Origin of the sequence: Streptomyces sp. NBC_00986, assembly GCF_045162565.1 — a bacterium.
Classification (GTDB): Bacteria; Actinomycetota; Actinomycetes; order Streptomycetales; family Streptomycetaceae; genus Streptomyces.
On sequence record NZ_CP108733.1, the window covers coordinates 956,483 to 969,602 of the forward strand.

Below are 13,120 nucleotides of genomic sequence, written 5' to 3' on the forward strand. Positions count from 1 at the left end.
CCGACAACCGGCCGGATTTCCACGGCAGTTACTACTCCCCCGACCGACCCGGCACGCCTTGACACACTTTCCCCTCGACGCAATGCTTGCCGACGAAAGCAACAACTTCGGGTGGGAGACCGCGATGACCACAAGCACCCCGGACGACAAGGGCGGCCCGCTGCGGGCGGTGCTGGAGGGCGCCGCGTTCCAGGCGGATCCGCACGCGGTGCTACGGCAGTTGACGGACTCCGGAGCCGCCCACCGCTGCGAACCGGACGGTGCGCCCCCGCAGTTGCTCGTCACGGGCTACGACGCGGCACGCCAAGTGCTCACCGATCCCCGCGTGTCCAAGCGGAGCGAACGCGCGGGTCTTGAGCCGGGCTGGCTGATGAGCGGTGTCCGGGACGAGGTCGGGATCGACTACATGCTGACCGTGGACCCACCCGAGCACACCCGCCTCCGCAAACTGGTGACACGCGCCTTCACTCCGCAGCAGATCGAGGCGCTGCGGCCCCGCACACAGGAGCTCGCGGGCCGGTTCGCGGACGACGTACTCGCCCTGGAGACACCGGAGTTGGCCGAGGGTTTCGCCGCCCGCGTCCCGATCGCCGTGATCTGCGAACTGCTCGGCGTGCCGCTGGACGACTGGGACAGGTTCCGCTGGGCATCGGAGCAGATCGTGTCCCCGGTCGCCGGCAGTGACCGGGAGGAGGCGTACGTCTGGATGAGCGGGTATCTGGCGGAGCTGATCGCGGCCAAGCGGGCCGATCCCGGCCAGGACCTGCTGAGCGCGCTGGCCAACGACACCGTCGAGGACCGGCTCACCGACCCGGAGTTGGTCGGCATGGCCTTCCTCCTTCTGATCGCCGGGTACGAGACGACCGCCAACCTCATCGGGGCCGTGCTCCTCGGACTCGCCCAACAGCCGGACCTGCTCAAGGCGTTGCAGGCCGATCCCTCCCTCGTGGCCGCGGCGGTGGAGGAGTTCCTCCGCCTGGACGGACCGGTGCTCACGGCGACCGAGCGCTTCGCCACCGAGGACATGCGGGTGGGTGAAGTGCCGGTGCGCCGGGGCGACATGCTGCTGGTGTCCCTCGCCGCGGCCGACCGGGACCCGGCCCGTTTCGAGGAACCGGACTCCTTCCGCCTCGGACGCCCGGCCGGCCATGTCGCCTTCGGACACGGCGTCCACCACTGCCTGGGAGCGCCGTTGGCCAGGATGGAGGCCACGGTCGCGATCACCGCGCTGCTGGAGCGCGTCGAGAGTCTGGAACTGGCCGTGGACGCGGCCGACTTGGAGTGGACGCCGGGCCTGCTGATGCACGGGGTGCGGCGGCTTCCTGTGTCGGCCGTGGTTGCCGGGAGCTCGAACTCGCAGTGATGCAGGGCGACTTCAGTCCTGGCGACGGACCTCGACGAGGAGTGCCTGCTCGGGGTTGAGGGTGGGCATGGGCAGACCGGCGGTGGCCAGCACCGAGCCCGGCAGGCTGAGCCAGTCCTCCTGCGCGGCCGTCAACCACGCGGGCGATGCGATCTGGTGGAAGGAGGGCAGTCCGAGTTCGGTGCGCACCCGGAGCCGGTAGCGGCCGTCGGGACTCAGACCGGGAAAACGCGTGCGGCCGGACTGCCCTTCGGGTGAAGTGGCCACCCTCGCCCAGGAGTACAGCGCCCTTGAGCCGTCGTGGGCCACCACCCCGTGCAGTATCCGAGCCTCGTCCTCCAGGTCGGCACGCACCGTGCGACCGCTGTGCAGCAGCGGACGCAGTTCCCGGTACAGGGCGCTCCAGGCGGTGAGCCTGGTCAGCTCCTCCTCCGAGCACTCGGCGAGATCCTGCTCGATGCCCGCGTGGCCGAAGAGCGCGGTGATCAGGCGGAACGTGTCGGAGGTGACGCGTCCGGTGGTGTGGCTGCGGGCGGCGCCGACGTGGGTGCCGACGAGTTCGGGCGGGAGGAGTTGGACGGTCCAGCTCTGGATCGACTGGCGTTCCACGGGGTCGTTGCAGTCCGAGGGCCACACGCGGTCGGTGCGGTCGAGTACGCCCAGGTCGACGCGACCGCCGCCGCTCGCGCAGCTCTCGATCTCCAGTCCGGGGTGCCGCTGCCTGACCGCGTCCAGCAGCCGGTACAGCGCCTCGACCTGGGCGTGGCCTGCGGGCCGGTCACCCAAAGTGCCTACGGCTTCGAGGAGTTCGCGGTTGTGGTCCCACTTGAGGAAGGCGATCTCGTAGCTTCCGACGAGCGCGTCCAGTGACTTCAGCAGGTAGTCGAAGACCTCGGGGCGGGAGAGGTCCAGGACGTGCTGATGGCGGGCGGTCGGGCCGAGGCCGGCGGCGGGACCGAGGATCCAGTCGGGGTGGGTGCGGGCCAGGTGGGAGTCGAGGTTGACCATCTCGGGCTCCACCCAGAGCCCGAAGTCCATGCCCAGCGACCGGACATGGTCGGCGAGCGGGCTTAGTCCGTCGGGCCAGACGGTCGGGTCGGCGAGCCAGTCGCCGAGGCCCGCGGTGTCGGCGCGACGCCCGCTGAACCAGCCGTCGTCGAGCACGAACCGCTCGACTCCCACGGCGGCGGCCCGCTCTGCCAGGGCGCGCAGCCGGTCGAGGTCGTGGTCGAAGTAGACGCCTTCCCAGCTGTTGAGCACCAAGGGACGGGAGCCGCGCGGGTGTTGGGGTCGTGCGCGCAGGTGGCGGTGGAAGCGGTCGGCGATGCCGTCCAGGCCGTCCGGCGACCAGGCGAAGTGGCAGCGGGGAGTGCGGTAGGTGTCGCCGGGTGCCAGGCGGATCTCGCCCGCGCGGAGGAGTTCGCCACCGCCGAGCGCGGAGGCGTGGACGCCTGCCCCTTCCGGGAGTTGCTCGACGAGGTAACGCTGGTCGCCGCTCCAGGCGACGTGGACGGCCCACACCTCGCCGGTGCCGAATCCGAAGCCGGGTACGCCCACCGTCAGGAGGTGCGGCGAGTCGACACCGGGCTTTCCGCGTCGTACGTCGCGCACATGGGCGCCGTGGTGCAGCGCGTGACGTTGCGGGGAGCGTTCGCGGCTCCACTTGCCGGTGAAGTCCAGGATCTCGGTGGCCCGGCGCGGGAGAGGCAGCAGGGTGAGGGCGCCGGCGAGGTCGTAGGGCGTCGAATCCGCGCTGTCCGCGCGGGAGATGACGGCGTCGGTGGTGAGGATGCCGTAGGGGTCGAGGGTGTAGGTGAGGGTGATGTCCAGTGCGGATGCCGCGTCGGTGAGGTGCAGTTCGAGTACGCCGCCGCCGTCGGGGTTGGTGTGGTGGGTGGACCCGGTGAGGGTAGGGCGGGGTGCGGTGGCGGTGCCTGCCTGGTGGCCGTGGTGGGCCGGGGTGCCGGACCAGCCGTCGGCCTCGGTGGGCCAGACGGTGAAGCGGCGTGGGATGTCGGGGGCGTTGTTGAGGATCGCGGGTTCGGCGGTCAGGCTCAGGGCGGTCAGGTCGTCGGGGCTGAGGTCGCCCAGGTCGGCTCCCCAGTGCAGGACGCGGGGCACCGGTTCGGTGAGTTCCACGGCGAGGCAGGTTCCGGCCGCGCGCAGGTTGACGATGCGCGAGGGGGTCGCGGGCATGCAGTCTCTTTTCGGGGAGGGCGGCGGGACGCGCCGTAAGGGCCATGTCCCGCCGGGGAGACGGCTGTTACTTCTGGGTGAGGATGCTCTTGGTCTTGGACTGCATGTCGGCGAAGACGCTGTCGTTCTTCTGTCCGCCGAAGTAGCCCTCGATCAGCGGCTCGATCGCGTCCTGCAGGGCCGCGCCGTTGCGGAAGTCCGGTGACGGGTAGAGCTCCTTGTTCTTGAGCATGTCGGTGAAGACCGAGAGGTCGACGCCCTGTGCCTTGAGGGCCTTGGCGGAGGCGTCCATCGAGGCGGGGATGGACGGGAAGAAGGTGCCGGTCGCCGACGCCTTGGTCTGACAGGCCTGGGAGCCCATGTAGGAGACCCACTTCCAGGCCAGGTCCGGGTTCTTGGTGCCCGCCCAGATGGTGTTGCCGTTGGAGTTGCTGAAGACGGCACGGGTCTTGTTGTCGGGACCGAGGACCGTGGGGGCGATGCCGACCTTGATGTCGGGGATCTTGGCGAAGGTGGACGCCGTCCACGAACCGCCGGTCTCCATCGCGACCTTGCCCGAGGAGAGCAGGTCGACGTCGGACACGGTGTTGGTGAAGGTACCGATCTTGGGGGCGTATCCCTTCGCCACCAGCGTGCGGATCCAGTCCATGGTCTTCACCAGGCGTGGGTCGTTGTAGTTCAACTGGGTCGGCCAGTTGGCCTTGTTGCCGAGTCGCCAGCCCGTCGTGGAGACGAAGGAGCTCCAAGTCGTCTGGCCCAGAAAGTCCTTGGCGGCCAGCTGACCGAAGCCGTACGTCTTGATGTTCGCCTTGTCGAATCCCGGCTGGTCGCCGCGTCGGCCCTTCGAGTCGACGGTCAGGTGGGCGATCATCTTGCCGATCGTGCCGCCGTTGTCGGGGTTCCAGTTGAGGTTCTGGACATCCTTGGTGGTGTAGCCGGCCTTGGTGAGCATGTCGGTGTTGTAGTAGAGGCCGGTGGCGGCCCAGTCCAGGGGCAGGCCGTACTGGTGGCCGTCGGTGTACTTCCAGGAGTCGACGCCGACGGAGAAGCTCGACAGGTCGAACTTGTCCTTCTTGATGTAGTCGTCCAGCGACAGGAGTTGGTGCTGGTCGGCGTACTGCGGGAAGAACTGGACGCTGTTCTGGAACGCGTCGGGAGCCTTGCCTGCGACGAAGCCGGCGGTGAGCTTGGTGAAGTAGTCGGTGACGCCGTACTGGGAGATCTTCACCGTGACACCCGGGTTGGCCTTCTCGAAGTCCGTGGCGCAGACCTTGTACGCGGCCGCCTGTTTGTCGTCCCAGGTCCACCAGTTCAGGGTCGAAGAGCCGGAGCTGCTGCTGGAGTTGGAGGAGCAGGCGGACACGAGGGCCGTCAGAGTGAGCGCGGCTCCGAGTGCCACGGCCTTGCGAACTCTCATGGTTCCTTCTTTCGCTGGTCGCTGGGGGCTTTCGCCGGTCACGAGGGGCTTTCGCCGGGTGCTGGGGGCTTTCACCGGTCACTTGAGGCCGGAGAAGCCGATGGAGTTGACGATGCGTTTGCCGAAGGCGAGGAAGAGCAGCAGCATCGGTAGCGCCGCGATGAGGGCGGCGGCCATCAACCCCGCCCAGTCCGGGGCCGCTTGGGGCGAGGACTGCTTGAAGACGCCGAGGGCGAGGGTGAGGGGCTGGACGCTCTGGTCGTTGGCGATCAGCAGGGGCCAGAAGTAGTCGTTCCAGGCGTTGACGAACATCAGCAGCGACACGGTGGCGATCGGCGCGGAGGTCATCGGCAGGATGATCCGGAAGAAGATCCGCAGCGGTCCCGCGCCGTCGATGATGGCGGCCTCCTCGACCTCATTGCTGAGGCCGAGCATGAACTGCCGTAGGAAGAACAGCGTGAAGGCCTGGAAGAGGCCGCCGGGGAGGATGAGTCCGGCAAAGGTGTCGGTGAGTCCGAGGTCCTTCACGAGGACGAAGTTGGGCAGCAGGGTGAACACGCTGGGCACCATCAGGGCGCTGATCAGGATGTTGAACACCAGGTCGCGGCCCCGCCAGTGCAGGCGGGAGAACGCGTAGGCGGCGGCCGCCGAGATCAGCACGATCATCGCCGTCTGCACGGATGCGTAGATCACCGAGTTGCGCAGGTAGAGCGCGAAGTCGAGGGAGGCGCCGGAGCCGCCCTGCGCCTGGGCCGACGCGGTGGAGGCGATGCCCAGGGCCCGTTCGAAGGCGCCCCAGGTGAAGCCGACCGGCAGCAGCGAGGACGGGTGGGTCGCCAGTTTGTAGTTGTTGGACAGCGCGGTGCGCAGGATCCAGTAGAACGGGAAGAGCGTGACGAGGACGATGACCCCGAGGTAGATCCAGGCGACGGCCCTGCCGGGTGAGAACCTGCGGGCGGTGTTCCGCGTCGGGCGGTGCGGGGCGGCCGCCGGGCCGGGTGCGATGGTGACAGCCATGAGGGCGGCCTCCTTCAGTTCAGGTCGGATTCATTGGCGCGGGCGAGCCGCAACTGGGTGAAGGTGACCGCGATGAGCAGGGCGAACAGGGCGAGCGACATGGTGGCGGCGTAGCCGAAGTCGAACTGCCGGAAGGCCTTGTCGTAGATGTACATCTGCAGCACGTTCGAGGCGTTGGCCGGGCCGCCCTTGGTGGTGACCTGCACGATGTCGAACACCTGGAAGGAGTTGATCACCGTCAGGACGACCACCATGACGAGGATCGGCCGCAGCAGGGGCACCGTGAGCCGGCGGAACATCTGCGCCTCGCTCGCGCCGTCGACCCGGCCCGCCTCGTAGATGGTCGACGGGATGGTCTGCAGGCCGGCGAAGATCAGCAGGGCGTAGTAGCCCATCCACTTCCAGACGCTGATCGCCGCGAGGGAGGGGATCGCCCATCCCCCGCTGCCGAAGAACAGGATGGAGTGGCCGGTCAGGTGCTTGAGGGCGATGTTGACGATGCCGAGGGTCGGGTCGAGCATCCACTGCCACACCAGGGCGGCGATGACGTTGGAGATCAGGAACGGCAGCAGGATCACGCCCCGCAGGACCGACGACCGGGTGACCCGGTGCAGCACGACCGCGGTCACGAGGGAGATCGCGGTGCCGAAGAAGACGGACAGCAGGACGAAGTAGACGGTGACGAGGAGCGAGTGCCAGAAGACGTCGTCCCCGGACAGCTCCCGGAAGTTGGCCAGTCCGACCCACTGCGGCGGGCTCAGGACGTGGAAGTCGGTGAAGCTGAGGTAGATGCCGCGCAGGGTCGGATAGGCGTAGAAGGTCGCGAAGCCGACGACGGCGGGCAGGATGAGCAGCAGGGCGACCGGCAGGTCCCGGCGTCGCGCCGCCGCCGACCTGGTGGCGGTGGCGCGCCGTGTCTTCCTGGTCGGGCCCTTGCTCGGTGAGGTGACGGTGGTGGCCACCGCGCCCGGCTCACCGGACCGCGGTTTCACCGGCGTTGCGTGGTTGCCCTGTGATGTGACCACCACAGCACCCTCCTTCGTGCGGGTACGGATTCGTGCGGTACGAACTGATGGATCAGACGGTGATCTTGTCGATGTCCGGGGCGTAGTCGGTGGCGTTGCCGAAGCGGAGGGTGTTGTCCCCGGCCTTCAGCGGCACTGGCACGGTGAGTGACTGCGGGGCACCCCAGTTGTTGTCGTTGGTGCCGGGCACCGGGATCTGGAGTGTGGTGTCGCCGACGGACAGGTCGATGACGCGACTTGAGTCGCCGTCCACGTAGTCCAGCTTCAGCAGATACGTGCCGTCCTTCGGTGCGCTGACGTGGTTGACGGCCACCTCACCGCCGCCGAGATTGCCGACCTTCTGGCCGCCGGTGCAGCCGTCGCAGCCCGCGACGGTGGCGTTGCCGGTGAGGGTGTTGCCGGAGGCCTCGGCCTCGTAGGCGGTGGGACCGCCGGACGCGGGCGTGGTGACACCAACCGGCTTGCTGGGAGCGGACGTTCGGCCCTTGGCGTCGCGGGCTACGACCGTGAAGGTGTGCGCGTCGGCCGCGCTCAGGCCCGTGACGGTGGCCGTGGTACCGGTGCTGGTGGTCACCGGCCGGGCGTCGGCGTAGACGGTGTAGCGGGTGACGGGCGAGGCGCCGGTGTTCACCTTGTCCCAGGCCAGCGAGACGCTCGTCGAGGTGGCGCTGGTGCCGTGGACGCCCAGCGGAGTACCGGGGTTCGCGCCCTGCCGGTTCGGCGTGAAGGTGAAGAGCCGCGAGCCGTGCGCCGGCAGGTTCTCCGTCAGGTGCCCGGAGACGCGGCCGAGGTTCTTGTGCTGCCACAGGTCACGGACCGAGGCAGCACCGCTGATGCCCAAGTCGGCGAAGTCAGCGGTGACATCGGCGGCCTTGGAACCCAGGTTGAACAGCGCGACGGTGTAACTACCGTCGGGATTACGGGAGTACCAGGTCTGCTGGTTGGTGGTCTGGCTGACGGGACGTGCCGGATGGCCGGCTTGGTCCACGGCGATGACCTCGTCGTTGGTGAGCAACTTCAGCCCGTACGCGTCGAGTTTGGTGAGGTCGTCACCCGAGTAGAGCGGTGCCGACTCGATGGCCCACAGGGTCGCGTAGCTCTGCCGCTCGGCCTCGGTGAGGCCGTCCATGGCGCCGACTCCGACGTTCAGGGAGTCGAGGTTGTTCCAGTGTCCGGGCCCTGCGTCGTCGATCCACTGCACGACGTCGTTCCAGCGCACCTTGAGGGAGTTGTCCCAGGTCACCAGCGTGTCGCAGTAGCACTCGACGTCCGTGTCGATGCGCCAGCCGTTGGAGTTGGCCTTCCAGGTCGCCGCCTGGGTGTGGCTCAGCGACCAGGACAGCGTCAACTGGATCGGGCGGCCGGTCTGTTGGAGTGCGGTGTGCCAGGCCTTCACGTCCGAGGTGTTGTCGTGGTCCGCACCGCCTTGAAAGGAGCCCGGGCCCACGCCGTCGACCTTGAGGAAGTCCACGCCGTAGCCCGCCAGTTGGTCGGCGAGGGAGTCGATGTACTTCTGCGAGCAGGGGTTGGCGAAGTCCATCTTGTACGCGGAGTTCCACCCGTTGGTCTTGCGCAGGTCGGGATAGACGATGTCCGAGGTGGTGCAGCCGGGGGCATCGTGGATCGCGGTCGTCCCGTCGCCGTACGCGGCGGGGTCGAGGCCGACTGCCAGGTACAGCCCGAACTTGAGGCCCTTGCGGTGGAGGTAGTCGCCCAGGGACTTCATGCCGTGCGGGAAGGTGGTGGCGTTCGGCTTCGGGCGGGCGTACTGGTCGAAGCCGTTCACCCACCCCGCGTCCACGTTGATGTACTCGTAGCCGTGGGACTTGAGCTTCGAGGCGACCACGTCGGCCTGCTCCTTGACGTGCGCCTCGGTGAGCCAGTTCACCCCGCCGTAGCCGGGGTAGCTGGTGGCCTCCAGGCTCCAACTGCTCCAGCCCATGTACGGCTTGGCGGCGAGGGCGGCTTGCTGGTGGCCCGCGCTCGTCGGCGCCGGGGAGGAGTCCGCCGCCGACGCGGCAGCGGGTGCGGCGAGGGACACCACGAGTGCGGTGGCGGCCAGGACGGGCAGGTGTCGGAGACGCAGACCGCCCGTACGGAGTCTGTGGCGTACGGCGGATGCGGGTCCTGCTGGACGAGCCATGTGTTTACTCCATCTCGGCGCGAAAAGGCACGGCGGGGCCCTGGGAAGGACCGGAAGGTGCCCCCGGCACGGTCAGCCGCATGGGGAATTGGTGAGTGGGCGTTCGGATCCGCCCAAGTGGCCGTAAGGCGACGCCCGTTGGAGAGCGCAGCCCGCGATGACTTATGCGGCCGGTCGAGGAGGAAACCGGCCGCCACCTGCGTCGGTGGACGTCCCATCCACCTGTCGTGAGGTGCCGCGAATGTAGCCAGGCTTTTCTTCCAGCGTCAACATATTGCGCAGCGCGAATCATCGACATTCGTGGAAGGAATGGAGCAGGATTCGGGCGATCGGGCGGGAAGACGGACGCCGAACACCACGATCCTTCTTCTATCTTCTTTTCCAATGGAAATGTATGGTCGCGGCATGACGCTCGCCGATCAGCCACCCGCGGCCGCTCTGCTCTTCCAGACCCTCCTCGCCCACGGCCCGCTCACACGCGCCGAGATCGGGCGCCGTACCGGTCTGTCGCCGGGCGCGGTCACGAAGGTCGCCACTCCCCTGTTGACCGACGGCTGGATCAACGAGCTGGGCCGATCGACCGAGCGCACCCAGGGCCGGCCGGCCACGCTCATCGCGGTACGGGGCGAGCGCGCCCGCTTCGTGGGCGTGAAGATCACCGGCGACGAACTCATCGGCACACTCACCGACTTGACCGCACGGCCGCTGGCCACCGCGCGGGCCGTACTGGGTTCGCGTGACGTCGGTACGGTCGTCCTGGCCGTCGCCCGGCTGGTCGATCAGCTGAACGCGAAGGCTGCGCCGCACGCGCCGGGCGCGCTCCACGGCATCGGCGTCACGATCTCCGGGGACGTCGACGGCCACACGGGGACCGTCCAGTACTCCCCCTTCCTGAACTGGCGCCGCGTACCCCTGGCCCAACTCGTCGAGACGGCAACGGACTTGCCGACCGTCATCGAGAACGACGTCCGCGCCCTGACCGTCGCGGAACAGTGGTTCGGCGTCGGGGTCGGACTGTCGTCCTTCGCCCTGGTCACCGTCGGCGCGGGCATCGGCTGCGGCATCTCCATCGGCGGCCGGGTCGTCTCCGGTGCGCACGGCGTCTCCGGGGAGGTCGGCCACCTTCCCGTGGGCGGCACCGACCGCGTGTGCACATGCGGCAACACCGGCTGCGTCGAAGCGGTCGCCTCCACCCAGGCCATCACGGAACAGGCCCGCCGGGCGACGGGCGACCCGGCGCTGACGATGGACGGCGCGGTCCGCCTCGCCCATGCCGGCAACGCCGACGTCCGCGCGGTCTTCGCCCGGGCGGGCCACGCCCTGGGTCTGGCCCTGGCCTCCGTGGCCAACCTCATCGGCCCGGAGCGCATCATCATCTCCGGTGAGGGCGTGGCCACTTACGACCTCTACGAGGACCAGATCCGCACCACCTTCGCCGCCCGGGCCTTCGGCGCCGCGGCCGACTGCGACCTCGTGGTCAGACCCCTCCCCTTCGAGGAGTGGGCCCGCGGAGGCGCCGCCGTGGCCGCGCAGCACGTCTTCGCGCCCGCCAAGTAGCCAGCCACACAGCCGAGTTCGACTTGAGCCGCCCCGTCACACCGTCACGAAAGCGCATGCCATGCTGAAGGCTTTCTCCGACCAGAACCTCCGCGATGTCCGCGTCGCACCCGGAACCCTCCGCTACGACCGCCCCGCCACCCGCTGGTTCGAAGCCCTGCCCATCGGCAACGGCCGCCTGGGAGGCATGGTTTACGGCGGCACCGACCGGGAGCGGATACAGCTCTCCGAGTCGACGGCATGGTCCGGCGGCCCGTCCACGGCAGACCTCAACCCGACCGCCCGGCCACAGGTCCCGCGCATCCGCGAACTCCTCTTCGCGGGAGACCACGCCGAGGCGCAGCGGCTCGCCGCCGAGCATCTCCCGGGCAGGGCACCGTCGTTCGGGACGAACCTGCCGCTGCCCGAAGTGCAACTCGCCTTCCCTGACGGGGTTCCGGCCCAGGACTATCGGCGGACGCTGGACCTGGACACGGGCCTGGTCACGGTCACCTACGAACAGGGCGAAGTCCGGTTCACCCGCGAGGTGTTCGCCACCAACCCCCACGGCCTGATCGCGATCCGGCTCACCGCGGACCGGCCCGGGACGCTCACCTTCACCCTCTCGATCCGGGACGGCATACTCCCCGGAGCCACGACCGCCACGGACTCGTCCGTCACCTTCAACGGCCACGCATACGAGAGCCTGCACAGCGACGGACAGCAGGGAGTCGCGCTGGAGATCCGCGCCCACCTCGAAGCCGAGGGCGGCACCGTGCACCGCACGGAAGACACGCTTCGTCTGGAAGGCGCCGACAGCGCGGTCGTCTACGTCGTCGCAGGAACCGACTGGGCAGGAGCGGCCCCCCGAGCGCGTGCGGAATCCCTGCTGTCCGCAGGCCTGGAAGCCGGTTACGAGACGGTCCGGGCGGCGCACATCGCGGACCATCAGGCGCTGATGCGACGGGTCTCGCTGGATCTCGGTTCGGCGTCACCCGAACTCACCGCTCTGCCCACCGACGCCCGCCGCGAACGGCTCGCCTCCGGGAAGGCCGACGACGAACTCATCGCGCTCTACTTCCAGTTCGGCCGCTACCTGACGATGGCCGGCTCCCGCGCCAACTCCCCTCTTCCGCTTGCCTTGCAAGGCCTGTGGAACGACGGTCTGGCAAGCAGCGCGCCCTGGACGAACGACTTCCATCTGGACATCAACACCCAACAGAACTACTGGGCAGTCGAGTCGACCAATCTGGCCGAGTGCCACGAGCCGCTGTTCGGACTGTTGGAGAACCTGGCGGACCAAGGCCGGGCAACCGCCGAGGAGTTGTACGGCGCGCCGGGCTGGGTCGCGCACACGGTGACCAACGCGTGGGGGTACACGGCACCCGGCTCCGGCATCGGCTGGGGCATGAACGTGACCGGCGGGGCCTGGCTCGCGCTCCAGTTGTGGGAGCACTTCGAGTACGGCCGGGACGAGACGTTCCTCCGGGAGCGCGCGTATCCGGTCCTGCGTGGGGCCGCCGAGTTCCTCCTCGGCTACGCGGTCGAGGAGCCGGAGCAGGGACTGCTCGTCACCGGGCCGTCGGAGTCGCCGGAGAACTGGTATCTCGCGCCGGACGGCAGCTGGTGTTCGGTGTCCATGGGTGCCACCGCGGACCGGGTGTTCATGGAGGCCGTGCTGCGGATCTGCTCGGAGAGTGCCGAACTGCTCGGTGTCGACGCCGAGTTGAGGACAAGGATCGAAGCCGCCCGCCACCGGCTGCCACCACTCCGGATCGGGCGGCACGGGCAGGTGCAGGAGTGGCTGCACGACTACGAGGAGGCCGAGCCGAGCCACCGGCACACCTCGCATCTCAGCGCGCTGTTCCCGGAGCGCCAGATCACCCCGCGCGACACACCGGACCTCGCACGCGCCGCCGAGGTCACCATCGAGCGCAGGCAGCAGGCCCCGGGCTGGGAGCAGACCGAGTGGGTCGAGGCCAACTTCACCGTCTACTACGCCCGTCTCCTCAACGGCGACGCGGCCCTGAAGCACCTCACCAGCCTCATCGCGGACGCCAGCGAGGCGAACCTGATGACGTACTCCGCCGGCGGGGTGGCCGGCGCTGCGCAGAACATCTACTCCTTCGACGGCAACTCCGGCGGCACGGCGGGAGTCGCCGAGATGCTGCTCCAGTCGGACGGCAAGGACGTGGAACTGCTGCCCGCGCTGCCCGCCGACTGGCCCGAGGGGAGCGTGTGCGGACTGCGCGCCCGAGGCGGTCTCACGGTGGACATCCGGTGGCGCGACGGGCAGTTGACCGCCGCTTCGATCCGGGCGTCACGGGCTGCGGACGTACGACTGCGCTACGGCGCCGATGTCCTCGAAGTCCGGCTCGCCGAGGGAGAGACGCTTGCCCTCGGCGTCGGCTGAGGGCAAGCGC

Annotated in this window: 8 protein-coding genes; 3 read left to right on the forward strand and 5 right to left on the reverse strand. The window is 68.9% G+C overall.

Annotation, left to right across the window (positions count from 1 at the left end):
- Positions 1-82 precede the first annotated feature (82 nt).
- A complete protein-coding gene (locus OG504_RS04235; protein ID WP_405988454.1) occupies positions 83-1,363 on the forward strand; it encodes a cytochrome P450 in 1,281 nt (426 codons plus the stop codon).
- 12 nt (positions 1,364-1,375) lie between these two features.
- Here OG504_RS04235 and OG504_RS04240 read toward each other — a convergent pair whose 3' ends face one another.
- The 5 genes from OG504_RS04240 to OG504_RS04260 all read right to left on the reverse strand — a co-directional run bounded on the left by OG504_RS04240 (position 1,376) and on the right by OG504_RS04260 (position 9,161).
- Positions 1,376-3,559 (reverse strand): alpha-galactosidase, encoded by a 2,184-nt coding sequence (locus OG504_RS04240; RefSeq protein ID WP_405988455.1) that lies wholly within the window; start codon positions 3,557-3,559, stop codon positions 1,376-1,378.
- Between the two features lie 67 nt (positions 3,560-3,626).
- Complete coding sequence (locus OG504_RS04245) at positions 3,627-4,976, reverse strand: ABC transporter substrate-binding protein (protein ID WP_405988456.1); 1,350 nt, start codon at positions 4,974-4,976, stop codon at positions 3,627-3,629.
- Between the two features lie 78 nt (positions 4,977-5,054).
- On the reverse strand, positions 5,055-5,993 hold the full coding sequence (locus OG504_RS04250; RefSeq protein ID WP_405988457.1) for a carbohydrate ABC transporter permease: 939 nt from the start codon (positions 5,991-5,993) through the stop codon (positions 5,055-5,057).
- 14 nt (positions 5,994-6,007) lie between these two features.
- Complete coding sequence (locus OG504_RS04255; protein WP_405988458.1) at positions 6,008-7,021, reverse strand: carbohydrate ABC transporter permease; 1,014 nt, start codon at positions 7,019-7,021, stop codon at positions 6,008-6,010.
- A 49-nt stretch (positions 7,022-7,070) separates the two neighbouring features.
- Positions 7,071-9,161 (reverse strand): fibronectin type III domain-containing protein, encoded by a 2,091-nt coding sequence (locus tag OG504_RS04260; protein ID WP_405988459.1) that lies wholly within the window; start codon positions 9,159-9,161, stop codon positions 7,071-7,073.
- 405 nt (positions 9,162-9,566) lie between these two features.
- Between OG504_RS04260 and OG504_RS04265 the strand changes: the two genes are divergently transcribed.
- Positions 9,567-10,718 carry an ROK family protein gene (locus OG504_RS04265; RefSeq protein WP_405988460.1) on the forward strand — a complete coding sequence of 384 codons (1,152 nt, stop codon included), beginning with the start codon at positions 9,567-9,569 and terminating at the stop codon, positions 10,716-10,718.
- 61 nt (positions 10,719-10,779) lie between these two features.
- On the forward strand, positions 10,780-13,110 hold the full coding sequence (locus OG504_RS04270; RefSeq protein WP_405988461.1) for a glycosyl hydrolase family 95 catalytic domain-containing protein: 2,331 nt from the start codon (positions 10,780-10,782) through the stop codon (positions 13,108-13,110).
- Positions 13,111-13,120: the final 10 nt, after the last annotated feature.

What these genes read in the sequence shown, in the direction of transcription:
- OG504_RS04235 (WP_405988454.1), top strand. Translation starts at nt 83, where the DNA reads ATGCTTGCCGACGAAAGCAACAACTTCGGGTGGGAGACCGCGATGACC.
- OG504_RS04240 (WP_405988455.1), bottom strand. Translation starts at nt 3,559, where the DNA reads ATGCCCGCGACCCCCTCGCGCATCGTCAACCTGCGCGCGGCCGGAACC.
- OG504_RS04245 (WP_405988456.1), bottom strand. Translation starts at nt 4,976, where the DNA reads ATGAGAGTTCGCAAGGCCGTGGCACTCGGAGCCGCGCTCACTCTGACG.
- OG504_RS04250 (WP_405988457.1), bottom strand. Translation starts at nt 5,993, where the DNA reads ATGGCTGTCACCATCGCACCCGGCCCGGCGGCCGCCCCGCACCGCCCG.
- OG504_RS04260 (WP_405988459.1), bottom strand. Translation starts at nt 9,161, where the DNA reads ATGGCTCGTCCAGCAGGACCCGCATCCGCCGTACGCCACAGACTCCGT.
- OG504_RS04265 (WP_405988460.1), top strand. Translation starts at nt 9,567, where the DNA reads ATGACGCTCGCCGATCAGCCACCCGCGGCCGCTCTGCTCTTCCAGACC.
- OG504_RS04270 (WP_405988461.1), top strand. Translation starts at nt 10,780, where the DNA reads ATGCTGAAGGCTTTCTCCGACCAGAACCTCCGCGATGTCCGCGTCGCA.